Here is a 21,845-nt window from a genome sequence, read left to right as displayed (position 1 = left end):
CATCAGAACGCGGATTCAAAGGGTCCCATCTCGATCTGGATTGATTTGACCTTCGTGTAGTGCGCCAGCGTCAAAAGACCGTTTTCACGGCCAACGCCGGATTGCTTGTAGCCGCCGACGGGCATTTGAGCCGGGCTATCGCCCCAGGTGTTGACCCAGCAGATACCGGCTTCGAGCTGATGTACCACTCGATGCGCGCGGTTGAGACCTTCGGTGAACACGCCGGCGGCCAGGCCGTACTGCGTGTCGTTGGCGCGACGTATGGCCTCTTCTTCATCGTCAAAGGCCAGAATCGACATGACCGGTCCGAAAATCTCTTCTTTCACGATGCGCATGTCGTCATGGCAGTCGGTAAAGATGGTGGGGGCCACAAAGGCACCCTTGCCGAATTCGCTTTCCAGCATGCGGTCGCCGCCTGTCAGTAACCGGGCGCCATCCTTTTTGCCGGCGTCCAGATATTCGCAGACCTTTTCCATGTGCTCGAAACTGACCAGCGGACCGAAATTGGTCGTCGGGTCCATGGGGTCGCCGGCTTTCACACGCTCGACACGCTCAAGCAGCCTGGCTTCGAAGGCTTCCTTGACCGAGCGTTCGACAAACACGCGCGTACCGTTGGTGCACACCTGACCGGTGGAATAGAAGTTGGCCATCATGGCGCCGTCGGCTGCGCGATCAAGATCGGCATCGGCAAAGACGAGCAGGGGAGACTTGCCGCCCAGCTCCATGGTGACTTCCTTTAGTGAAGAGGACGCCGAAGATGACATGACCTTTTTGCCGGTACTCACCTCACCGGTAAAGGAGATCTTGTCGATACCGACATGCTCGGTCAGCATCGCCCCGACACGGCCATCGCCCTGCACCACGTTGAAGACACCGTCGGGCAGGCCGGCCTCGGTGAAAATTTCAGCCAGCATCAGCGTGGTCAGCGGGGTGACTTCACTGGGCTTTAAAATCATGGCGTTGCCGGTGGCCAGTGCCGGTGCCGATTTCCAGCAGGCGATCTGGATCGGATAGTTCCAGGCGCCGATGCCGGCACATACTCCGAGCGGTTCACGCCGGGTATAGGCAAAGGAGTCAGCACGAATGGGAATCTGCTCACCCTCAACGGCGGCGGCAAGACCGGCGTAATACTCGAGCTGATCGGCACCGGTCACGATATCCACGGCGGTGGTCTCGCTCAGCGGTTTGCCGGTGTCCATCGATTCAATGCGAGCGATCTCGTCGTTTCTTTCGCGCAGCAGGGCAACGGCGCGATTGAGAATGCGTGAGCGCTCAACGCCTGTCATCGCAGCCCACACCTTCTGGCCGCGGCGTGCCGATTCAACGGCTCGATCGACGTCGTTTTGAGAAGCCTGTTGAACCTCGGCCAGTACGTCGCCGTTGTAGGGGTTAATGGACTGAAAGGTTTCGCCAGAGGTCGCATCAACGCGTTTGCCGTCAATATAGAGCTGTTGGGTGTCGAAAACGGCCATGGGGCCTCCTGGATAAACATGAATTTGAAGTGTCAAAAGTGCATATGACGTCAGGCGGTATCACCGCCCTGAAGCTGTTCGTCAATGTAGCGACAGGCCAGCCACACTGCGTTTGAAATATCGAATTTCTCGGGTGACAGCGCACCGCGCAGCCACAGGCCATCAATCAGCGCTGCCAGCCCGCGCGCGGCCGTGCGGGCCTGTTCAGGGGGTAGATGCTTTCGAAGCTGATAGGTAATGTTGGAATAAAGGCGGCGGTCATTGACCCTTTGCAGCCGCTGCAGATCCGGTTTGTGCATGCTGGTGGTCCAGAAGGCCAGCCATGTCTTCATGACCGCCTGGCTGACCTGGCTGCGATCAAAGTTGCCTTCCACAATCGCATAAAGATGTGCTTTGGCGTCACTGCTGCTTAATGCCTGGCGCCGTCGAGCGACCGATGCGCCAAGGTCGGCAAGAATATGGCGCATGGTGGCCTCGAGAAGCCCGTCCTTGCCGCCAAAATAATGGCTGATAATGCCGGCAGAGACGCCCGCACGTCGCGAGATCTGCATGATGGTGCTGTCGGCCAGACCTGCTTCATCGATTGTGGCCATGGTGGCGTCAATCAGTTGCTGTCGACGAATGGGCTCCATACCTATCTTGGGCACTGATCGCCTCTCCCTTTGTGAACGACGGTGATTGATATTCAGGGTAGCCATTTTTTATTGAACGATCAATCAATAAAAATGGATGGGGTATTTGGTGTTTGCGTCATACAGGCCTTATGACCGATAAACAATGAACCTGTATGACCTTGACCGTGAGTATTCTCATTTAATAAGGCTTTTGGTGGGGGAAGCGAGGGCAGGGGCAGATAACCCAGTATGGGTGAAGGAAATCCATGAGGGATTGGCATATCGGTGGTGCTTCTGTACAATGCGCACGGTCGCATGGCTACGTAGCTCAGCTGGTTAGAGCACATCACTCATAATGATGGGGTCCCCTGTTCGAATCAGGGCGTAGCCACCAGCGACAGGCAATGTTCGTGTCGTATGATTGTCGCGAATAACGCCGGGGTCTTTATCAGGGCCTTGACGTTTTTTCTGAAATACGTATACTACGCCGCGTATTCGGAAGACATTCCCCGATAGCTCAGTTGGTAGAGCAAATGACTGTTAATCATTGGGTCACAGGTTCGAGTCCTGTTCGGGGAGCCAATAAAGTCTGATATACCGTTGTTCCCTGATAGCTCAGTTGGTAGAGCAAATGACTGTTAATCATTGGGTCGCAGGTTCGAGTCCTGCTCAGGGAGCCAATACTTGTCACGCTTGGGCAGGTATGTAGCGCCATAACCCGCATCATCCCTTCTTTTTATTTTTGATCCGACGCTCAGGTTTAACCTTGCCTGGTTCTCGAATGTCGCTATCTTTCTGATGCTATATCCGCATTATTTAATTTAAAAGTATCGACGTCTTTTCGAAGTGCCCCACCAGCCCTTGTTTGACTCCATAAATAACGTTTGTTATAAGAAATATCCATCTGTGCCTGAAAACGACGTTTACTGTTTTTACTTTCAGAATCTTATTTTGAATGATGGTTGTTCGGGCGACCGGTATTCGGATCGATGCTATTTCGGTTAACAATGTTATTCGATTAACATTACTATTCGATCAGCGTTGTCGTTCGATTAAACGGCATTCCGGATCGTTCGGTTTATTCCCGGTAGGCGGCCTGTTATCCGAGCGGTGATGGTTCGGGCTTGAGCCAGTGTTGTCATGTTGTTTCGATATGTCGCGTTGCTCACCTGTGGGCATCTGTCTATTGGCAGCGCCATCTGGCCATATCCCTGATAGTCCATGTGTCTTGCAACATCTTGCCTATCCGCAACATTAATAATTTCAGGAATGTAAAAGAATGCCCCGCGAGAGAAACCTGTCCATCAAGGACAAGTGGTCGCTTGATAATCAGCTTGGCGAGATGTTGAGAAATCTCGACAGGCAGGCGCCCGCTAGACCCGCCTTTTTTGAAGAGCTTGAAGCATTGATGCAGAGTTATGGTATGAGTCATCAGGACACCGTTAAAATATTAAAACTCATGCAGCAATCATAATCTGATTAGTCCTTTTTTTATTGCGTGTTCATTTGAAAGCGTTGAATGTTTATATAAAAGCCGGTTTTTTTGACAATAAAAAAGGGCTGCCTGTTGTAACAGGCAGCCCTTTTTCATGATGGGATCAGGGCCGGGGAGCTGGGGTCTCCGGCTTGCGTCCCTTGTCGGTCAGCAAGGCATAATCCAGTAGAATCTCGGCACTTTCATCCATGGCCGCCTGCTGAATGGGAGATTCGGACTCCGCATCCTCTCCGGCCTGCAGCGCTTCATCGCGTGCATCGGTCCAGGTATCGATTTCAGGCAGTCCCAGTGCGCGGCGGCGCTGATTTTCAAGCGCCAGCTGCTCGGCTTCCTGTGCTTCCATTTCGCGCTTTCTCTGTTTTCGGTTGAGGCTGACGGTATTGTTCTGAGCCTGGAATTGCTCGGCCAGCTGCGCCTCACGCGTCAGATAATGGAAGTTGGGATTGTTTTGCGCGCGCTGCTCATGTTTTTGCCTGAGTTGCGCCACAAACTGCCAGGGTTCGCCGTACATGCGATAGCTGACCGGACGTACCGTATCCCATGCCAGTGCATGGTCGAGCGCGCTTTCACCGATTTCATCCTTGTCGATCAGGCTGGGGAAGGCAATATCCGGCTCCACACCGCGCAGCTGAGTGCTTTCTCCCGAGATTCGATAGAACTTGGCGCGTGTGAGCTTCAGCTCGCCATGGCTCAGGTCGCTGAGCGTCTGAACCGTGCCCTTGCCAAAGGTCTGGTTGCCGAGTATCAGGCCGCGGCCGTAATCCTGTATGGCGCCGGCAAAGATTTCCGAGGCGGAAGCAGAGAGCCTGTCGACCAGCACGGCCAGCGGGCCGTCATAGGCAGCGCCGCGATCCGTATCACCATAAAGACTGATGCGTCCGCGGGCATCGCGAACCTGAACGGTAGGGCCGCGATCGATGAAGAGGCCCACCATCGAGTTGGCTTCCTGCAGTGCACCGCCACCATTGCCGCGCATGTCGAGCACAATGCCTTCCACGTTTTGTGTCTTCAGCTTTTCAATCAGCTGCGCAACGTCGCGTGTCGAGCTGCGATAGTTCTTGTCACCGGCCTGATAGGCGTCAAAGTCGACATAAAAGGCCGGCACCTTGATCACGCCAACGCGATGGGTTTCTCCATTGTGATGGGATTCGACGATGCGGCTGCTGGCCGCCTGATCTTCCAGGCTGACGGTATCGCGCGTGATCTCGATGGTCCTGGTCTGGGTCACATCAACGGCTTTGGCCGGGATGATTTCCAGGCGTACCTTTGAACCTTTCGGCCCGCGAATATGTTCAACGACTTCATCCAGGCGCATGCCGATCACGCTGATCATTTCGCCGCTATCGCCATCACCGACGGCGACAATGCGGTCGGCCGGCTTGAGCTGGCCGCTGCGCTCGGCGGGACCACCGGATACCAGACTTGAAACGCGAACGTATTCGCTGTCCTGCTGGAGCAGGGCGCCAATACCTTCCAGTGACAGCTTCATCTGGATGTCAAAGGACTGGCCACGGCTGGGAGAAAGGTATTCCGAGTGGGGATCAATGGAGCCCGTGGCGGCATTGAGCACAATACTCAGCACATCTTCGGAATTGGTCTGTTTGACGCGGGCAAGCTGGCTCTTGTAACGATCGGCCAGCTGTTTGGCAATCTTTTCGGGAGACATCGTCTTGCCGCTATCGCCTGTTCCGGCTTTGGGCGCTGGCGCCGGGATAGTGGCGATCTCGGACAGAACGCTGGTATCCACCACCGGCCGATCCTGCGATGTGTCCGGTGCCAGTGACAGGGTCAGGGCCGCATTTTTAAGCCGCCGGCGCCAGAGATCATCCAGCTCATTGCGGCTTTCTGCCCAGTCAGCGTCTTCAAGATTGGTCGGCAGACGCTCATTGCCGGAGAAGTCAAAGTCGGGCTGGTTTTCGAGCCGGTCGATCAGCCATTCCAGTCGACTTTCCAGACGTGCCTGGTAGAGATCATAAAACGCATAGACGCGATCCAGATCACCTTCTACCAGCATTTCATCAAGCCCTGTACGCAGATCGCTGAACTGGGCAATATCTTCGCGGGTGAGATAGGCGTGCTGTGAATCCAGAAGTTTCAACATGCGGCTGAAGACCTTGTCGGCCCAGCCATTGTTGAGCGTTACAGGTTCATAGTGACCATATTCCAGTGATTGAATGACTTCCCGAGACGCCTGTCGCCCCTCGTCGGTCGGCTTGATTGCCTCATCACCCATTGCGGGCAGGGCAGTCAAAAGGCACAGAGCGAACACCGCAATATTGCGGGCTGGGGCAAACAGGCTCATCAATGAAGCACTCCCGGGTTCATGTACACTTTATGTTCTGTTATTACGAGATTAAAAGGATCTGTTGCAGGCCAGCAGGCAGGGCCGTCATTGTAGCAGCCCGACGTGCTTATCACCGATAGGTAGTATGGGAGAATTACGTGTTTCATTCCTCGACAATTACTGATTTGTTCAATTTTCTCAAGTATTCCCCTACACCCTGGCATGTGGTCAGGGAGATGGCGTCGCGTCTTGAGGAGGCAGGCTTCATGCCACTGGACGAGACCGAGCATTGGCAGCTTGTGCCCGGCAAGCGTTATTACTGCACGCGCGCCGGAGGTGCACTGATCGCCTTTCAGCTGCCCGAGGGGCCGCTGGAGGCACTTCGCATGATCGGCGCCCACACGGATAGCCCGGCACTGCGTTTAAAGCCTCAGCCTGTACAGATGTCGGCCCAGTGGATGCAGCTGGGGGTCGAAGTCTATGGTGGTGCACTTTTGGCGCCCTGGTTTGATCGTGATCTGGCCGTTGCCGGTCGAGTGTATCTGCGTGATGGTCAGGGCAGACTTCGGGAGCAGCTCTTTCAAATCGATCAGCCGGTCGCCATTATTCCGAGTCTCGCCATTCACCTGGATCGCGACGTCAATCAGGGCAAGGCACTCAATGCCCAGACCCAGATGGCGCCGGTGGTCTGGCAGGCAGGCCCCGATCAGGTGCCGCCTTCAATAGATTCGCTGCTCAAGCGCTGGCTTGCCGATCAGCATGGTCTGGAGGATATCGGCATCGTTGACTATGAATTGAGTTTTCATGATGCGCAGCCGGCCTCGCAGGTAGGGCTTGAGGGAGAGATGATCAGCGGGGCGCGGCTGGACAATCTGCTGTCCTGCTACTGTGGCATGCGCGCACTGATGGAAAGTGACGGTACCCAGGGCGCACTTTTCATTGCCAATGATCACGAAGAGATTGGCAGTGGCAGCACGGGTGGTGCGCAGGGCACGCTGCTGGGTGATGTGGTGGCACGTCTGGCCGAGGCGCAGGGGGATGGCGGTGCCGGAGCGCGTGTCCGACTTTTGCAGTCATCGCGTCTGATATCGTGTGACAACGCACACGCCGTGCATCCGAGCTATCCCGACAAGCACGATGCACGTCATCAGCCGGCGCTCAACCGAGGGCCCGTCATCAAGGTCAATGCCAGTCAGCGCTACGCCACCAACGCTGCGACCGGCGCGCTTTTTCGCGAGATCTGTCGTGAGGCGGACGTGCCGGTGCAGACGTTTGTCAGTCGTGCCGACATGCCGTGTGGTACCACGATCGGGCCGCTTACAGCGACCCGCACCGGGGTGCCCACGCTGGATATCGGGCTGGCGCAGTGGGCGATGCATTCCATCCGCGAGACGGCGGGTGCACATGATCCCGATTATCTGATCCGGGCGCTGACGACGTTTTGCAATCGCGAGCACCTGAGCTGAAGCATCCGAATGGCAGGTATAAAAAAACGGCATCCGAGGATGCCGTTTTTTAGTATCTGGTGGCTACGCCCTGATTCGAACAGGGGACCCCATCATTATGAGTGATGTGCTCTAACCAGCTGAGCTACGTAGCCGTTCAACGCGAGCGCATACTACGCAAAGGACATCAATGCGTCAAGCCCTGCGCCGGCGCTTTCAGACGTTGAAACGAAAATGTACGACGTCGCCGTCCTTGAGCACATATTCCTTGCCCTCCAGACGCCATTTGCCGGCTTCCTTGGCCCCCTGTTCGCCGCCAAGACCTACAAAGTCTTCATAGGCGATGACTTCGGCGCGGATGAACCCCTTCTGGAAATCGGTATGAATCACGCCGGCACCCTGTGGGGCCGTAGCGCCTACCGGTACCGTCCAGGCGCGAACTTCCTTCACGCCTGCGGTGAAGTAGGTCTGAAGGTCCAAAAGGCCGTAGCCTGCGCGAATGACGCGGTCGAGCCCTGGCTCATCCATGCCCATTTCATCGAGGAACATGGCGCGCTCTTCTTCTTCGAGCTCGGCAATTTCGGCCTCGATCTTGTTGCACACCGGCACCACCACGGCACCTTCTTCGGCGGCAATGGCATGCACCACGTCCAGGTGCGGGTTGTTTTCAAAGCCTTCTTCATGAACATTGGCGATGTACATGGTGGGCTTGAGCGTCAGAAATCCAAACCCTTTCAAAAGCCTCTTTTCCTCATCATCAAGGCCGAAGCTGCGCAGAGGATGACCTTCTGCAACATGGGGCTGAATACGCTCCAGCAGCGCCTTGCTGGTCAGGGCTTCCTTGTCGCCACCCTTGGCCACGCGCGCCAGGCGTTGAATGCCGCGCTCAACACTATCCAGATCTGCCAGAGCCAGCTCGATATTGATGGTTTCGATATCGGCGCGTGGGTCAACCTGATTGGAGACGTGAATGACGTTGTCGTCATCGAAGCAGCGCACCACATGCGCGATCGCATCGGTTTCACGGATATTGGCCAGAAACTGATTGCCCAGTCCTTCACCTTTTGAGGCACCGGCGACAAGCCCCGCAATATCCACAAATTCCATGGTGGTCGGGATCGTCTTCTGGGGCTTGACGATGTCGGCGAGCCGATCAAGGCGAGGATCCGGCATCGGCACAATACCGGTATTGGGTTCGATGGTGCAGAAGGGGAAGTTTTCTGCATCGATGCCTGACTTGGTCAGGGCATTGAAAAGGGTCGATTTGCCCACGTTGGGCAGGCCGACAATACCGCAATTGAATCCCATGGATGTGCATCCTGCAGTGTAGGGCGATGTTATTGATTCGATCCGCAGTACGGACGAGATGGTGCGAAGTTTACCTGTTGCCGTGGTTGCCTTGCTACCGTCTGGATGATGTCTGGCGACCGGCAAGGCCCACGCCACAGGCAGCCAGCAGCATGCCACCGACCTGTAGAGGCCCGAGCGTTTCATCGAACAGGAGCCAGCTCAGAAGGGCGACCACGGGCGGCACCAGATAAAAAAGCGAGGCCACGCTTGAAACCGAGCCGCGACGGATCATGACCAATAGCAGTGAAATGGCCCCCACCGACAGGCCAAATACCGACCATAAAAGGCCTGTCCATGCCTGCCAGTTTGACTCAAAGCGCATGTTTTCGGTGGCCAGCGCCAGGGGGAGGGTGACCACAAAGGCACCGATAAACTGAATGGCGGCGTTGGTGCGAAGGTCGGCGCCGGGGCCGGTTCGTTTTTGCCAGATGGTGCCCAGGGTAATGCTCAGCATGGCGATCAATACCGCCACCAGTGGCAGGGGATCAATCTCGCCGAAATCGGTCTCAAGGCCCGGCAACAATACCAGCAGGGTGCCGATAAAGCCGATCAGTACGCCCAGCCACTGGCGAGTGTCGGGTCGCTCATCGAGCATCGAGGAGGCGAAAATGGTGGTGGCCAGCGGCTGAAGCCCGACCACCAGCGCCGCCACGCCTGCGGGCAGGCCGCGATTGACCGCCCAGAAAACCCCGCCCAGATAGAGACTCTGCAGCAAAATGCCGACCACCAGCGCGCGGGCCCATGCGGCTCGACCGCGTGGCCAGCTTGCCCCCACGGCCTGTGCGATCAAAATGAACACCAGCGCGCTGAGTAAAAAGCGATAGCTCAGAAAGGTCAGCGGGTCGGTCCATGGGGCCACCAGCCGTGCGGCGATAAACCCGGTGGACCAGATGCCGACAAAGGCCAGCGGTATCAAGCGTTCGAGCGTCATGACAGGCAGCTCCTGCAGCGATGGTCGCGCGGCTAGGCGGCGCTGAAACTGTGTAGTTGATTCATGGCGCGTGCCCAGTCACCGGCCAGTGCCAATGGCAGGGTTTCAAGCGATGCCTCAATGGCATCATCAATGGCCTGGCGTTCGCTCTTGCCCGGCGCTCCAAGCACGTAGTTGACCACCTGACTGGCGCTGCCGGGGTGGCCGATACCAAGTCTCAGGCGGTGAAAATTCTTGTTCTGGCTCAGCGCGTTGATGGTGTCACGCAAGCCATTGTGGCCGCCGTGACCGCCGCCCTGCTTGTAGCGCGCATGGCCGGGGAGCAGGTCCAGCTCATCGTGTACCACCAGAAGCGACTCCGGCGCCAGCTTGTAAAAAGCCGCCAGTGCGCCAATCGACTGGCCGCTGTGATTCATGTAGGTCGAAGGCGCCAGCAAATGAATGTCGTGCCCATCGATGGTCGCGCGGGCGTAGTGGCCCAGCAGCTTGCGTTCGGAGCGAAGCGTGGCGTGATAGCGTCCGGCCAGCGCATCGATCAGCCAGAAGCCGGCATTATGGCGGGTCTGCGTGTACTGGGCGCCCGGGTTGCCCAGCCCTATGATCGCTTTGATATCGCTCATGAGGCGTTCTCGCTTGTTGTCATCACAGCGCCCTGCGGGTGCATGCAGGCCATAAATCAGAACGGCCGGGCGAGCCGGGCACTAGGCCCGGCCCGACCGGCCGTCAGGCATCAGATGGCAGAGGCCATCCTTAGGCCTGCTCGCCCTCGCCGCCGTTATCGGCTTCGGTGCGCGGTGCATCATCGGAAGACTCGCCTTCATCTTCTTCATCGGTGCCAAGATCCGGATGCGTGATCGTGACGATACCGGTGTCATGATCTTCGCCGTGCGTCAGGGCAACGATGGTGATGCCCTTGGGCAGCGGGATGTCGCTCAGGTGAAGGGTATCGCCCATCGCCATGTTGGCAACATTGACTTCCAGATACTCGGGCAGGTCACCCGGCAGGCAGCTGACTTCAACGTCATTGGCCAGAACGTGCAGAACGCCGTCCTGTTCACGAACACCCTTGCACTCGTCTTCACCGGCAAAGTGAAGCGGTACGGTGATGGTCAGCTCGTGAGTGGCATCAACGCGCATAAAGTCGGCGTGCGTGATCAGCTCCTTGTAGGGGTGACGCTGCAGATCACGGATAACGACCTGTTCCTTCTTGCCATCAATGTCGATGTTGACGATGGAGGAGAAGAAGGACTCTTCTTCAAGCGCCTTGTAGAAGGCCGGCTTGTCGATGGCGATCGGCTGCGGCTCGGCGCTGCCGCCATAGATGATGGCCGCGACACGTTCGTTCGCACGACGCAGGCGGCGGCTCGCACCTTTCCCCAGCGCCGTACGAGCGACAGCGGTCAGTTGATAATCATGTTTCATGGGTTGGACCCTCATTGGTTCAAGTCGAAAACGACACGGCCCGCGACCAGACCTGTGCCGTTTTATCGGGCTTTCGCATCATGCGAAAGCGGTTACCGGCGCAATGTCAGTGAAACATCGCGCTGACGGATTCTTCATTGCTGACGCGGCGGATGGCTTCTGCGATCAGACCGGCGACCGACAGCTGACGAATCTTGCCGCTTCGACGAGCATGTTCGGCCAGCGGAATGGTGTCCGCCACGACCAGTTCGTCGAGCTGGGATTTCGTAATGTTGTCGACTGCCGGACCCGACAGGATGGCATGTGTGGCGTAAGCCAGCACGCGACGGGCGCCATGCGCCTTGAGCGCTTCAGCCGCCTTGCACAGGGTGCCGGCCGTATCGACCATGTCGTCGACCAGTACACAGGTGCGGTCCTTGATGTCACCGATGATGTGCATCACCTGCGCCTGATTGGCCGACGGGCGACGCTTGTCGATGATGGCAAGGTCTGCGTTGAGCTGCTTGGCAATGGCACGGGCACGAACAACGCCGCCGACATCGGGCGAGACGATGGCAATGTCGTCGTAATTCTGACGCTCGATGTCATCAAGCAAAATGGGCGAGCCATAGACGTTATCGACCGGTACGTCGAAAAAGCCCTGAATCTGATCAGCATGCAGATCCATGGTCATGACGCGGTCCACGCCGGCCTTGACCATCATGTCGGCCACGACCTTGGCAGAAATCGGTACGCGGGCCGAGCGGACACGACGGTCCTGTCGGGCGTAACCGAAGTAGGGGACAACAGCCGTAATACGGGTCGCACTTGCCCGACGCAGCGCATCCACCATCAGGATGAGCTCCATCAGGTTGTCATTGGTCGGTGCACAGGTCGACTGGAGAATAAAAACGTCCTTGCCGCGCACGTTCTCGTTGATCTCGACCGCGATCTCGCCATCGCTGAACTGACCGACCGTGGCATGGCCCAGACGATTATCAAGACTCTCGGCCACCTTGCGGGCAAGCTCGGGGTTGGCGTTCCCCGCGAAGACCATCAGTTTAGACACGCGCAGCCACCTTTGGACGCTTGTAGAAAATCGGGGTGGTTTGAAGTCAAACGTGAGTGACATCGAAAAGAGATGGCTGGGGTACCAGGATTCGAACCTGGGAATGCCGGTACCAGAAACCGGTGCCTTACCACTTGGCTATACCCCAGTAACCTTTGATGCAAGCGCTGACGTTCGATGCTTCATGATACTCCGGTATCCGAGGATACTCGAAGCTTGTTCAGAGCCTGATGCAGAGGAGAGATGTTACAACCGCGTGCCCTGAAAACGCTCCAGCGATCCGGGTACGCATGTCGAGCGATACCATAGAGTATCTCTCTTTCCAGTTCAAGCGCTGACGTCTCGCTCTCGAAAGGGCAGAAAACGCAGGCGCCGGTTCCAGTCAGCATGGCAGGTCCGTACTTGCGAAGCAGGTCAATGACCTCACCGATCTCCGGTTCAAGCCTTCGCACCACGGCCTCGCAGTCGTTGTGACCTCCCTGCAGGGCGCGCGACATACTAATCAAGGGGGTGTCGCGTGTCAATTGTGGATGGCCGAAGACACCAGCCGTCGACACACTTGCACCGGGGTGAACCACGACAAACCAGGGGGTCTTGAGCGGAGCCGGGATCAGTCGCTCGCCCACGCCTTCGCCCCAGGCGGAAAACCCCCGGACAAACACGGGGACATCCGCCCCCAGTGTCAGCCCAAGCGTTGCCATATGATCCGTGCCCAGCCCGAGCTGCCAGAGATGATCCAGCGCCAGAAGCGTCGTGGCCGCATTGGAGCTGCCGCCGCCCAAGCCGCCGCCCATCGGCAGCTTCTTGTCGAGGGTGATCTCCACCCCCGGCACTGGCCGATCAACGACGCCCTTTAAAAGGTGGGCGGCGCGAACGATGAGATTGTCGGCGTGGCTGACACCTTCAATCTGTGGCGACAGGGTGATGGCATCATCGTCGCGCAGACGAAAATGCAGTGTGTCGCCGTGATCCAGAAACTGAAACAGGGTCTGCAGCTCATGATAGCCATCGGGGCGTTTGCCCACGATGTGCAGCATGCGATTAAGCTTGGCCGGTGCCGGCAGGGTCAGTGCAGCATGCCCTGTCATGGCAGGTCGGCCTGTCCCGGCTGCCAGCGGTTGATGACCAGCGTGGTGCGCAGATCGTCATAGGTCATGACAATGCGTCGCGGCAGCCACAATCCGTCTGCCTGGCTCCAGTCACGATAATCGATATGCCAGCCGGCCTGATCCATGGTGGCAGGGAAGCCGACATCGTCTTCGCTCGTGCTATGTGGACTGCGAGGGTCCGGCAGGCCACGTACCCAGTAGACGAGAGAGGAGAGCGGCAGCGACCAGCCCATCTGCTGTGCCATCAGTTCCTCCGGGGTCGGTGCCTGGAAGGTACCATCGCCGTTGGTCAGGGTGACCTGATGGCCATTGCCCCTTAGCGTATTGCGACCGGTGCCCCAGGGGCCGCTGACCGAAATGCGATACTGATCGGTGCGCTGGGTCCAGTCCAGGTTGGCGCTCTGGCTGTCATCGGGGGTGCGAATGCCGACCTTGCCGGCCGCCGTCCAGGTGTCCAGAGCTTCAAGACTTGGCTGCTGCGTACGCCAGTCGCCGGGGTGTCGTTCTTCCTTCTGGGAGGGTGCCTGAGTGGCACAGCCGGCCAGAAGGACGATCAGGGCGAGGGTCAGAAACTGTAGCGTGCGACCGATCGCAGTGCCTGATGTCATGGGGTGTTCTCCTGGGAAGTAACAGTGGATGAATTCGTTGCCTGTGGCGGCGGCCCGAGCGGGGTCAGCAGCGGATAGCGACTCAGCAGGCCATCAATGGTGGGGTGGTTGCGAAAACGCGCCATGGCCCCTGCAATGATGCGTCGTGCCTGCTCGCTGTCACCGTCGGCCCAGAGCGCTTCTGCCAGATGTGCGGCGACCTCTTCATCCGGCATCAGGGCATAGGCCTGCTTGAGCAGGGCCACGGCCTGGTCAAGCTGGCCAAGATGAAAGTGTGCCCAGCCCAGGCTGTCGACGACCGGGGCCGATTCAGGCGCCAGACGGTGGGCACGCTCAAGAAGTTCCAGGGCTTCTTCATGGCGGTCGGTCTGCTCGGTCAGGGTATAGCCAAACGCATTGAGGGCGTCGACATTGTCCGGGTCGCGTTTGAGCAGGGTGCGCATGTCGCGCTCCATGGCCTTGAGATCCTGATGTTCGATGGCGCGAACGGCGCGTATATAGAGCAGGCTGTCGTTGTCGGGCGCGCGTGACGTGATGGCGCTGTCGAGCATCTGGTCGGCGCGCGCTTGCTGGTCGTTCTGATCCAGCAATGACAGGGAGAGTTCCATGAGCGCGGCGTACTGATCGGGATAATCATTTTCCTGACCCTGTAGCCAGCGCAATGCGTCATCGATGCGCTTTTGTTCAGAGAACAATTGAACGCCGCGTACACGTGCCGTCATGAAGTGCTCCCCTTCGGGAACGCGCGCGTACAGTGACAGTGCCTGGTCGATGTCATCGAGTCTTTCGCTGGCAAGGCCTGCCAGCATATAAAGATCGCCCGAGGGGGACGCGCTGTCCTCTGCCAGTGCCGGCTTCAGCAGACGCTGGGCCGCTTCGGCATGATCGTTGCGCAGGTACAGCTGTGCCAGCGCCAGACGCAGCTGAAGATTGTCCGGCATTTCCTTGATCAGGATGTCGAACTGCTTTTCGGCGGCATCCACATCGTTCATGGCCAGATTGGCCTGCGCCATGGCCAGAATGAAACGGTTATCGCTCGGAGCCAGGTCATGACCACGCCGTGCGTATTCAAGTGCCCTGGCCGCGTCTTCCCGATCCAGCGCGATCTGGCTGCGGGCCAGCCAGAGTGCCGGTAACCTGGCATCCAGAGTCTGTGCGCGCTCAAGGTCCTGATCGGCAGCGTCGTTATTGCCCTGTAGTGACTGCAGCAGGGCGCGCGTAATCAGCGGGTGAGGCTGGTCGGGATGGCGCTTGAGATAGCTTTCCAGCGGCGCCAGCAGCTCTTCAGGCTGGGCGCCGCTGGTAATGGCCTCTTCCAGAAAGGACTCAAGGTCGGCATCCTGGCCGCTGGCATCCACTTCCAGCAGCAGCGCCATGGCAGTAGCCCACTCGCCCTGTTCGGCGGCGGCGGCCGCCAGGATGCGACGTGGTGTCGCACTGTTGCGGTCCAGCGCTGCCCAGCGATTGGCGGCGGCGACGACCAGTTTCGGGTCGTTGCTCAGGCGCGCTATCTGTGTGGCCCGCCGGGCCAGCGCGATATCCGGATGACGCTGACTCTGCTGAAGGTAGGTACGGGCGGCCAGCCCCATGTCCCCACGCTGCGCGGCGATATCGGCGCCCAGAAGCGCGCCAAGCGTGGCGCCATCAAGTCTCTCCCGCGAAGCGTCGTTCTGCTTCCGGGCGGGGGCATTTGATGAGGGTGTGCCGACCTTCTGCGAGGTTGACGACGCTGCTGAGGCATCGGCCGCCATGGACGGCATCGGCCAGAGTGTCGTGGGCAGCAGCAGGGCGGCCATCGATAGCCATAGTGTGCGTTGGCGCATCCGTGTCCTCATTGATGGCGAAACCTGCAGGGGCTATGAGGCTGATGAAAGCGTTCCATCCCATGGCGCCCGGGGCTATGTTAGAATGCACGACCATGAAGTGCGAGCACCATGCGGTACGCAATTCTCTGGCGCCGCTCATGCACGAAATACGCACTGTATCACCGATAACGGACCTGACCTGGCAGGATTGGATACCTGACACATTATCCAGTCGTGTCTCAGCGTTCTACACGAACGTTATAGCTAATACGGTATCACGATGCTTCTTTCTCTAGGCATCAATCATAAAAGTGCGACCCTTGAAGTCCGTGAGCAGGTCGCTTTCTCTTCCAGTCAGATGGCACTGGCGCTTGAAGACCTGACCTCCCTTGAGGAAGTTCAGGAAGCCGCCATTCTATCGACCTGTAATCGAACCGAGATCTATTGTCGGCTCGAGGGAGGAGATGAGCGCCTGTTACTTGAGTGGCTCGGTCACTTTCATCGCCTGCCTATCGAGTCACTCGAGCACTGCGCCCGATGGCATCGTGATGGCGAAGCCGTGCGTCATCTGATGCGGGTCGCCTGCGGTCTGGACTCGATGGTGCTCGGGGAGCCCCAGATTCTGGGCCAGATCAAAGGTGCCTATCAAGTCGCCAGAACCCATCACACTCTGGGCAGCGATCTTGAACGCCTTTTCCAGCATACCTTTGCCGTGGCCAAGCAGGTGCGCACTGAAACCGGTATTGGCGAAAACCCGGTGTCGGTGGCCTATGCTGCGGTCAATCTTGCCGGTCGTATTTTCGATGATATTCGCCAGTCCCGAGCGCTTTTGATCGGCGCCGGAGAAACCATTGAGCTGGTCGCCCGTCATCTGCGCGACGCCGGTATTCAGGGCATTATCGTTGCCAATCGCACGCGTGAGCGCGCGCAGACGCTTGCCGATGAAGTCGGTGGCGTGGCCATCGGTCTGGACGAGCTGGAAAATGCGCTGGTCTGCGCCGACATCGTCATCTCCTCGACCGGCAGCCCCACACCGCTTCTGGGCAAGGGGATCGTGGAGTCGGCGCTGAAAACGCGCAAGCATCGCCCCATTTTCATGGTGGATATCGCTATCCCGCGGGACATCGAACCGCAGGTCGGCGAGCTTGACGATATCTTTTTGTACAGCATTGATGACCTCAATGACGTCATCAGTGAAAATCGCCGCTCGCGGCAGGCCGCTGCCGATCAGGCCGAAGAGATGATTCTGGCCAATGTGACGGCCTGGCAGCATGAGCGGCGTGTACGCAGCGCCGGTGATCTGATTCGGCGCCATCGTCATCAGGCCGAACGCCTGCGGGCCGAGGCCGAGAGTGAGGCGCTGGCCGCCCTGTCACGAGGACAGGACCCCGAGCGGGTGATCCAGAAATTGACGCAGCAGCTGACCAATCGACTGCTGCATGGCACGACTTCACGCATTCGCGCGGCCTCCGGTGCCGAGCGGGTGGATCTGATTCAGGCGGCGGAGGAACTCTTGATCGACGACAGCGCACTGCACCGGGAATCGCCATGAAGGCCTCGCTCAGAGACCGTCTTGACGGCTTTGCCGAACGTTTCGAAGAACTTTCCAGACTGCTTTCCGACCCGGGCGTCATCGGTGATCAAACCCGATTTCGCAACTACTCGCGCGAGTATTCCGATCTGGAAGCGCTGGTCGGTCAGTGGGCCCGCTATCGCGCGCTGGAAGCCGATCGCGACAGCGCCCATCAGATGCTCGAGGACAGCGACCCCGACATGCGCGCCATGGCGCATGACGAGATTGTCGAGATCGATGAACATCTTGAAGCCCTGGAACCTCAGCTGCTGCAGCTTCTGATCCCGAAGGACCCGGACGATCAGCGCAGTGTCTATCTCGAGGTGCGTGCCGGCACCGGCGGCGATGAAGCGGCACTCTTTGCCGGCGATCTCTTTCGCATGTATTCGCGCTACGCCGAAAGCCGCGGCTGGAAGATGGAAACCATCAGTGCCAGCCATGGTGAGCAGGGCGGCTTCAAGGAAGTCATTGCCCGCGTGGCCGGTGGCGATATCTATGCCCGTCTCAAGTTTGAATCCGGTGCCCATCGCGTGCAGCGGGTGCCGGCGACCGAATCTCAGGGGCGCATTCACACTTCGGCCTGTACCGTGGCGGTCATGGCCGAGGCCGATGAGGTCGCCGAGGTTGAGCTCAACCCAAACGATCTGCGCGTAGATACCTTTCGCGCCAGCGGCGCCGGCGGTCAGCACGTCAACACCACCGATTCCGCGATCCGCATTACCCACCTGCCGACCGGCACCGTGGTCGAGTGTCAGGACGAGCGTAGCCAGCACAAGAACCGTGCGCGCGCCATGTCGCTGCTGGCCGCCCGTCTCAAGCAGAGCGCCGAAAGCGCCCGACATCAGCAGCAGTCTGATACGCGCCGCTCGCTGGTAGGCTCGGGCGATCGCAGTGAGCGCATTCGCACCTATAACTTCCCGCAGGGCCGGGTAACCGACCACCGTATCAACCTGACGCTCTACAAGCTCGGGGAAGTCATGACCGGGGCGCTTGATGACATCATCGACCCGCTGGTCCATGAGTATCAGGCTGATCAGCTGGCGGCCATGACCGGTGAGAACGGCTGACGAGTATGGTTGACAAGAACTGTCATGCGTATTGATCAGATCCTGTCAGACGCCGTGAACCGTCTGGCCAGCCACGCGACCGAGGGCGCGAATACGCCCCACCTGGATGCTCAGCTTTTACTGGCCCACGTGCTGGGACGTTCGCGCACCTGGTTGTATACCTGGGGAGATCGCGAGATGGAGGGTGCCGAGTTCGAGCGCTTTAATGCGCTGATCGAGCGCCGCCAGCAGGGCGAGCCGGTGGCCTGGTTGCTGGGCTATCGTGAGTTTTTTGGCCTGCGCCTGGCCGTTTCGCCTCATACCCTGATCCCACGCCCGGATACTGAAACGCTGGTTGAACAGGCACTGCGGCGCATGCCGGCCAACGGCGCCCGTGCGCTGGACCTGGGGACCGGCAGCGGTGCCATTGCCCTGGCACTGGCCTTTGAGCGCCCTGCCTGGCAGATCACGGGCATCGATATCGTGGCGGGCGCGGTGGCTCTGGCACGACGCAACGCCGATGCGCTGGGGATCACCAATGCCCATTTTGAAGAGGGCAACTTCTTTTCGGCGCTGCCACCTGCAGCCCGCTTTGAGCTGATCGTCAGCAACCCCCCTTATATCGACGAACATGATGTGCATCTGGGACAGGGCGACGTGCGCTTTGAACCTCGCTCGGCGCTGGTGGCCGGGCAAAATGGCATGGCTGACCTGTTGCATCTGATCGATACCGCGCGCCACTTTCTGGCACCTGATGGCTGGCTGCTGCTGGAACACGGCCATCAGCAGGGCGGCGAGGTAAGAGCGGCACTGCTTGATGCCGGCTATGGCGGCGTCAGCACCTGTCAGGACCTTGGCGGGCGCGAGCGCGTCAGTCTGGGGCAATGGCCATCGCCATTATCGGATTCTCTCAGGCAGGAGGGCTCATGAACGACGACCAGCTTTTGCGCTATAGCCGCCAGATCATGCTGAGTGAGCTTGATTACGAGGGCCAGGTCCGGATCATGGAAGGTCATGTGTTGATTATCGGGCTGGGAGGGCTGGGGTCACCGGCCGCGCTGTATCTGGCCGCCGCCGGCGTGGGGTCGCTCACGCTGGCCGATGATGACCGGGTCGATCTTTCCAACCTGCAGCGTCAGATTGCCCATGGCGAGGCGGATATCGACAGCTTCAAGGCGCAGTCGGCCGCCGAAAGCATTAGCGCGATCAACAGCCACTGCCAGACGCGGATCATTACCGAGCGGTTGCAGGGCGAGGCGTTGCAGCACGCCGTAACGCGTGCCGATGTCGTGCTTGACTGCACGGACCGGTTTGATTCCCGGGACGCCATTAACCGCGCCTGTGTGGCGGCCGGTACGCCGCTGGTCTCCGGCGCGGCCATTCGTTTTTCGGGGCAGCTCGCCGTTTTTGATGTTCGTGACCCCACTGCACCGTGTTATGCCTGTCTCTACGGCGACAGTGCCGATGACGACGCACTGACCTGCGCCGAAAGCGGCGTCATTGCCCCGCTGGTTGGCATGATCGGCAGCTATCAGGCACTTGAGGCGTTAAAGCTTCTAAGCGGCTGCGGTGTCTCGCACCAGGGGCTCTCCACCTTTGATGGTCTGAGCGGGCAGTGGCGACACTTCGGGCTGGGGCGTGATCTGCATTGTCCGGTGTGTCAATCGCGCGCTTAAAGACAAACCGTATGGTAAAAGCCGCGCCCTGAGCGCGGCTTTTTTGTGGTCGCCACCCCTTTTGAGATAAGTAAATTCGTAAGGCGGCCGGGCTATAAACTTTAATTAAGAGAGTTTGATTTAATAACAACTTAAGTTTTTAATTTTTTGGCCGTAATAAAGCATCCACTGATGAAATGCTGACGGCCAATGTTTTCACGTCTTCTACAGTACGCCCTGGGCTGCGTACTGTTATTACTCCTGCTTCCGACCGTACAGGCTGCCGATGTGCCCGTGACACCCGGTGCCGATCCTGCCAGCCGTAACCTCAATCGTGATCAGCAGTCGCGTCTGCTGGATGAGCAGGCCCGCCGGCTGGAAGCCCTGCAACAGCTTCCCGGCGATAGCGATGCGGTGACCGCCTCTCCTGTGCCTGAAAGCAATCAGTGTTTCCCGATCGACGCCGTCCATCTGGATGGCATGACGCTGCTGGATCTCGAGACGCGCCGTCAGCTGCTGTTACCGATCATCGATCACTGTGTCGCCCTTGATGATCTCAATGAGCTGCTGCGTCATATCACTCAGGCCTACGTTGACCGCGGCTACATCACCTCACGTGCCTATCTGCCGCCCCAGGATTTAGGCGGCGGCCAGCTGCGCGTGGTGATCGCCGAAGGGCGCATTGAGTCCATTGAGGGACAGGAAGGAAGTCCCTCAGCACGAGAGCTGCAGATGAGCGCCCCGACAGAAGCGGGAGAGCATCTCAACCTGCGCGCGCTCGAGCAGATGATCGATCAGCTCAATCGGTTGCCGTCACGCCAGTCCACCCTTCAGATGTTGCCCGGTGACGAGATCGGCGGCTCCCGCGTACAGGTGGAAACTCAGGCACAAAAACCGTGGCGCATGACGCTGTCCCGCAGCAACGATGGCGATGAGAGCACCGGCGAGCAGCAATGGGGCATTGGGCTGGATATCGATAGCCCGCTGGGGCTGGCCGATCAGCTTGTGACCCGATTCGGAGAGGATGCCAGCGGCAATCACGAGCACCGCTCCGGCAATCGATATCTTGCCTACAGCCTGCCTTACGGCTGGTGGACCTTCAGCTACAGCTACAGCAAGAGTGACTACCGCTCCCGCGCCGAGGCCAATGGCTTCTTCTTTCGCCTAGACGGTGCCAGCGAGCGCCATCAGCTGCAGGCCGAACGACTTTTATGGCGTGACAGCGTCAGCAAGACATCTGCCAGTATGGGGTTGAGCCGCATCTCCACCCGCAACTATATCGACCACTCCCGCATTGATGTCAGCAGTCAGCAGCTCAGTGAACTGGCGTTGGGCATCAACCACGGCCGTCGGCTGGGCTCGGCGCTGATTAATATCGATGCCGGCTGGCAGAAGGGGGTGACCCTCATGGGTGCCCAGCATGACCAGGACACCACGTCCGGCGCACCGCACGCCCAGTATGACAAGACCACCCTGACCCTGAGCTACCTGCAGCCCTTCGAACTTCACGATCAGCACTTTCGTTTTCTCAGCCTTGCCAATGCCCAGCACAGCGATGACGTGCTCTACAGCCCGGTACGTCTGAGCCTAGGCGGTGCCAGCTCGGTGCGCGGCTTCAAGAATCAGACGCTTTCCGGTGACAGCGGCGCCTACTGGCGCAACCAGGTCAGCTGGCTGCAGCCATTGGAAGGCCCGCTGGCTCAGCCGTTATTCAATGCTCTGGATCTGACTCTGGCCTATGACCAGGGCGTGATCCAAGGCTCGCGTTACACCGACGGTCTCAGCGGGTGCATGACCGGCTGGGCCGCCGAGATTGGATTAAGCGGTCGACATCTGGCCGTGCATGCCGGTTTTGCCCACTCGCTGGAGCGCCCGCGGGCCTTCCCGGAGCGGGAAACGCCGGTCTACCTGAGTGCCGATCTTTATTTCTAGGTGATCAGCGCCCGAAGAGGCGCGATTGCCGACAGCTCTCATGAGTGAACTGCCAC

At 58.8% G+C, this 21,845-nt stretch carries 18 protein-coding genes and 5 tRNA genes; 10 read left to right on the top strand and 13 right to left on the bottom strand.

The window, feature by feature from the left end:
* Positions 1 to 2: 2 nt before the first annotated feature.
* On the bottom strand, positions 3 to 1,472 hold the full coding sequence (gene betB, locus KSP9073_RS15810) for a betaine-aldehyde dehydrogenase (protein ID WP_108843905.1): 1,470 nt from the start codon (positions 1,470 to 1,472) through the stop codon (positions 3 to 5).
* Positions 1,473 to 1,522: 50 nt separating this feature from the next.
* Positions 1,523 to 2,119, bottom strand: a complete 597-nt coding sequence (betI, locus tag KSP9073_RS15805; protein WP_207771500.1) for a transcriptional regulator BetI — start codon at positions 2,117 to 2,119, stop codon at positions 1,523 to 1,525.
* 284 nt (positions 2,120 to 2,403) lie between these two features.
* Here betI and KSP9073_RS15800 point away from each other — a divergent pair.
* From KSP9073_RS15800 to KSP9073_RS15785, 4 genes are all read left to right on the top strand, one after another.
* Positions 2,404 to 2,480: transfer RNA gene (locus tag KSP9073_RS15800), tRNA-Met, on the top strand.
* A gap of 112 nt (positions 2,481 to 2,592) precedes the next feature.
* Positions 2,593 to 2,668: transfer RNA gene (locus KSP9073_RS15795), tRNA-Asn, on the top strand.
* Between the two features lie 22 nt (positions 2,669 to 2,690).
* Positions 2,691 to 2,766, top strand: a tRNA-Asn gene (locus tag KSP9073_RS15790).
* Positions 2,767 to 3,365: 599 nt separating this feature from the next.
* Positions 3,366 to 3,560 carry a hypothetical protein gene (locus KSP9073_RS15785; protein ID WP_108843903.1) on the top strand — a complete coding sequence of 65 codons (195 nt, stop codon included), beginning with the start codon at positions 3,366 to 3,368 and terminating at the stop codon, positions 3,558 to 3,560.
* A gap of 124 nt (positions 3,561 to 3,684) precedes the next feature.
* Here KSP9073_RS15785 and KSP9073_RS15780 read toward each other — a convergent pair whose 3' ends face one another.
* On the bottom strand, positions 3,685 to 5,883 hold the full coding sequence (locus KSP9073_RS15780; protein WP_108843902.1) for a carboxy terminal-processing peptidase: 2,199 nt from the start codon (positions 5,881 to 5,883) through the stop codon (positions 3,685 to 3,687).
* Between the two features lie 140 nt (positions 5,884 to 6,023).
* Between KSP9073_RS15780 and KSP9073_RS15775 the strand changes: the two genes are divergently transcribed.
* On the top strand, positions 6,024 to 7,331 hold the full coding sequence (locus KSP9073_RS15775; RefSeq protein ID WP_108843901.1) for a M18 family aminopeptidase: 1,308 nt from the start codon (positions 6,024 to 6,026) through the stop codon (positions 7,329 to 7,331).
* Positions 7,332 to 7,388: 57 nt separating this feature from the next.
* Here the strand turns inward: KSP9073_RS15775 and KSP9073_RS15770 are convergent.
* The 10 genes from KSP9073_RS15770 to KSP9073_RS15725 form a co-directional block, all read right to left on the bottom strand.
* Positions 7,389 to 7,465 (bottom strand) — tRNA-Met (locus KSP9073_RS15770).
* A gap of 61 nt (positions 7,466 to 7,526) precedes the next feature.
* Positions 7,527 to 8,618 (bottom strand): redox-regulated ATPase YchF, encoded by a 1,092-nt coding sequence (gene ychF, locus KSP9073_RS15765; protein ID WP_108843900.1) that lies wholly within the window; start codon positions 8,616 to 8,618, stop codon positions 7,527 to 7,529.
* 94 nt (positions 8,619 to 8,712) lie between these two features.
* Positions 8,713 to 9,591: a DMT family transporter gene (locus KSP9073_RS15760; RefSeq protein ID WP_108843899.1), complete on the bottom strand. Its 879-nt coding sequence runs from the start codon at positions 9,589 to 9,591 to the stop codon at positions 8,713 to 8,715.
* A gap of 32 nt (positions 9,592 to 9,623) precedes the next feature.
* Positions 9,624 to 10,211, bottom strand: a complete 588-nt coding sequence (pth, locus tag KSP9073_RS15755) for an aminoacyl-tRNA hydrolase (protein ID WP_108843898.1) — start codon at positions 10,209 to 10,211, stop codon at positions 9,624 to 9,626.
* Between the two features lie 130 nt (positions 10,212 to 10,341).
* Positions 10,342 to 11,013, bottom strand: a complete 672-nt coding sequence (locus KSP9073_RS15750) for a 50S ribosomal protein L25/general stress protein Ctc (protein WP_108843897.1) — start codon at positions 11,011 to 11,013, stop codon at positions 10,342 to 10,344.
* Between the two features lie 106 nt (positions 11,014 to 11,119).
* Positions 11,120 to 12,061, bottom strand: coding sequence for a ribose-phosphate pyrophosphokinase (locus tag KSP9073_RS15745; RefSeq protein WP_207771499.1), 942 nt, complete (start codon positions 12,059 to 12,061; stop codon positions 11,120 to 11,122).
* Positions 12,062 to 12,134: 73 nt separating this feature from the next.
* Positions 12,135 to 12,209 (bottom strand) — tRNA-Gln (locus KSP9073_RS15740).
* Positions 12,210 to 12,243: 34 nt separating this feature from the next.
* On the bottom strand, positions 12,244 to 13,149 hold the full coding sequence (gene ispE, locus KSP9073_RS15735; protein ID WP_108843895.1) for a 4-(cytidine 5'-diphospho)-2-C-methyl-D-erythritol kinase: 906 nt from the start codon (positions 13,147 to 13,149) through the stop codon (positions 12,244 to 12,246).
* Complete coding sequence (gene lolB / locus KSP9073_RS15730; RefSeq protein WP_108843894.1) at positions 13,146 to 13,778, bottom strand: lipoprotein insertase outer membrane protein LolB; 633 nt, start codon at positions 13,776 to 13,778, stop codon at positions 13,146 to 13,148. Before lolB ends, ispE begins: the two co-directional genes overlap by 4 nt.
* Positions 13,775 to 15,601 carry a tetratricopeptide repeat protein gene (locus tag KSP9073_RS15725; RefSeq protein ID WP_165814280.1) on the bottom strand — a complete coding sequence of 609 codons (1,827 nt, stop codon included), beginning with the start codon at positions 15,599 to 15,601 and terminating at the stop codon, positions 13,775 to 13,777. The genes lolB and KSP9073_RS15725 overlap by 4 nt, the downstream gene beginning before the upstream one ends.
* A gap of 262 nt (positions 15,602 to 15,863) precedes the next feature.
* On the opposite strand from KSP9073_RS15725, the gene hemA reads away from it, so the two are divergent.
* The 5 genes from hemA to KSP9073_RS15700 all read left to right on the top strand — a co-directional run bounded on the left by hemA (position 15,864) and on the right by KSP9073_RS15700 (position 21,789).
* Entirely contained in the window at positions 15,864 to 17,135 is a 1,272-nt protein-coding gene (hemA, locus tag KSP9073_RS15720) for a glutamyl-tRNA reductase (protein ID WP_108843892.1), read from the top strand.
* Positions 17,132 to 18,223 carry a peptide chain release factor 1 gene (gene prfA, locus KSP9073_RS15715; protein WP_108843891.1) on the top strand — a complete coding sequence of 364 codons (1,092 nt, stop codon included), beginning with the start codon at positions 17,132 to 17,134 and terminating at the stop codon, positions 18,221 to 18,223. The genes hemA and prfA overlap by 4 nt, the downstream gene beginning before the upstream one ends.
* A 24-nt stretch (positions 18,224 to 18,247) precedes the next feature.
* Positions 18,248 to 19,132, top strand: a complete 885-nt coding sequence (gene prmC / locus KSP9073_RS15710; protein ID WP_108843890.1) for a peptide chain release factor N(5)-glutamine methyltransferase — start codon at positions 18,248 to 18,250, stop codon at positions 19,130 to 19,132.
* On the top strand, positions 19,129 to 19,878 hold the full coding sequence (locus tag KSP9073_RS15705) for a HesA/MoeB/ThiF family protein (RefSeq protein WP_108843889.1): 750 nt from the start codon (positions 19,129 to 19,131) through the stop codon (positions 19,876 to 19,878). Before prmC ends, KSP9073_RS15705 begins: the two co-directional genes overlap by 4 nt.
* A 189-nt stretch (positions 19,879 to 20,067) precedes the next feature.
* Positions 20,068 to 21,789 carry a ShlB/FhaC/HecB family hemolysin secretion/activation protein gene (locus KSP9073_RS15700; protein WP_108843888.1) on the top strand — a complete coding sequence of 574 codons (1,722 nt, stop codon included), beginning with the start codon at positions 20,068 to 20,070 and terminating at the stop codon, positions 21,787 to 21,789.
* Positions 21,790 to 21,845 lie beyond the last annotated feature (56 nt).

Source organism: Kushneria phyllosphaerae (assembly GCF_900312995.1).
Classification (GTDB): domain Bacteria; phylum Pseudomonadota; class Gammaproteobacteria; order Pseudomonadales; family Halomonadaceae; genus Kushneria; species Kushneria phyllosphaerae.
Note: the sequence above shows the minus strand (reverse complement) of the source record. Positions and strands in the feature narration are given on the sequence as shown.

What these genes read in the sequence shown, in the direction of transcription:
- betB (WP_108843905.1), bottom strand. Translation starts at nt 1,472, where the DNA reads ATGGCCGTTTTCGACACCCAACAGCTCTATATTGACGGCAAACGCGTT.
- KSP9073_RS15725 (WP_165814280.1), bottom strand. Translation starts at nt 15,601, where the DNA reads ATGCGCCAACGCACACTATGGCTATCGATGGCCGCCCTGCTGCTGCCC.
- prfA (WP_108843891.1), top strand. Translation starts at nt 17,132, where the DNA reads ATGAAGGCCTCGCTCAGAGACCGTCTTGACGGCTTTGCCGAACGTTTC.
- KSP9073_RS15785 (WP_108843903.1), top strand. Translation starts at nt 3,366, where the DNA reads ATGCCCCGCGAGAGAAACCTGTCCATCAAGGACAAGTGGTCGCTTGAT.
- KSP9073_RS15705 (WP_108843889.1), top strand. Translation starts at nt 19,129, where the DNA reads ATGAACGACGACCAGCTTTTGCGCTATAGCCGCCAGATCATGCTGAGT.
- KSP9073_RS15700 (WP_108843888.1), top strand. Translation starts at nt 20,068, where the DNA reads ATGTTTTCACGTCTTCTACAGTACGCCCTGGGCTGCGTACTGTTATTA.
- hemA (WP_108843892.1), top strand. Translation starts at nt 15,864, where the DNA reads ATGCTTCTTTCTCTAGGCATCAATCATAAAAGTGCGACCCTTGAAGTC.
- ychF (WP_108843900.1), bottom strand. Translation starts at nt 8,618, where the DNA reads ATGGGATTCAATTGCGGTATTGTCGGCCTGCCCAACGTGGGCAAATCG.
- lolB (WP_108843894.1), bottom strand. Translation starts at nt 13,778, where the DNA reads ATGACATCAGGCACTGCGATCGGTCGCACGCTACAGTTTCTGACCCTC.
- prmC (WP_108843890.1), top strand. Translation starts at nt 18,248, where the DNA reads ATGCGTATTGATCAGATCCTGTCAGACGCCGTGAACCGTCTGGCCAGC.
- KSP9073_RS15780 (WP_108843902.1), bottom strand. Translation starts at nt 5,883, where the DNA reads ATGAGCCTGTTTGCCCCAGCCCGCAATATTGCGGTGTTCGCTCTGTGC.
- KSP9073_RS15760 (WP_108843899.1), bottom strand. Translation starts at nt 9,591, where the DNA reads ATGACGCTCGAACGCTTGATACCGCTGGCCTTTGTCGGCATCTGGTCC.
- ispE (WP_108843895.1), bottom strand. Translation starts at nt 13,149, where the DNA reads ATGACAGGGCATGCTGCACTGACCCTGCCGGCACCGGCCAAGCTTAAT.
- KSP9073_RS15750 (WP_108843897.1), bottom strand. Translation starts at nt 11,013, where the DNA reads ATGAAACATGATTATCAACTGACCGCTGTCGCTCGTACGGCGCTGGGG.
- pth (WP_108843898.1), bottom strand. Translation starts at nt 10,211, where the DNA reads ATGAGCGATATCAAAGCGATCATAGGGCTGGGCAACCCGGGCGCCCAG.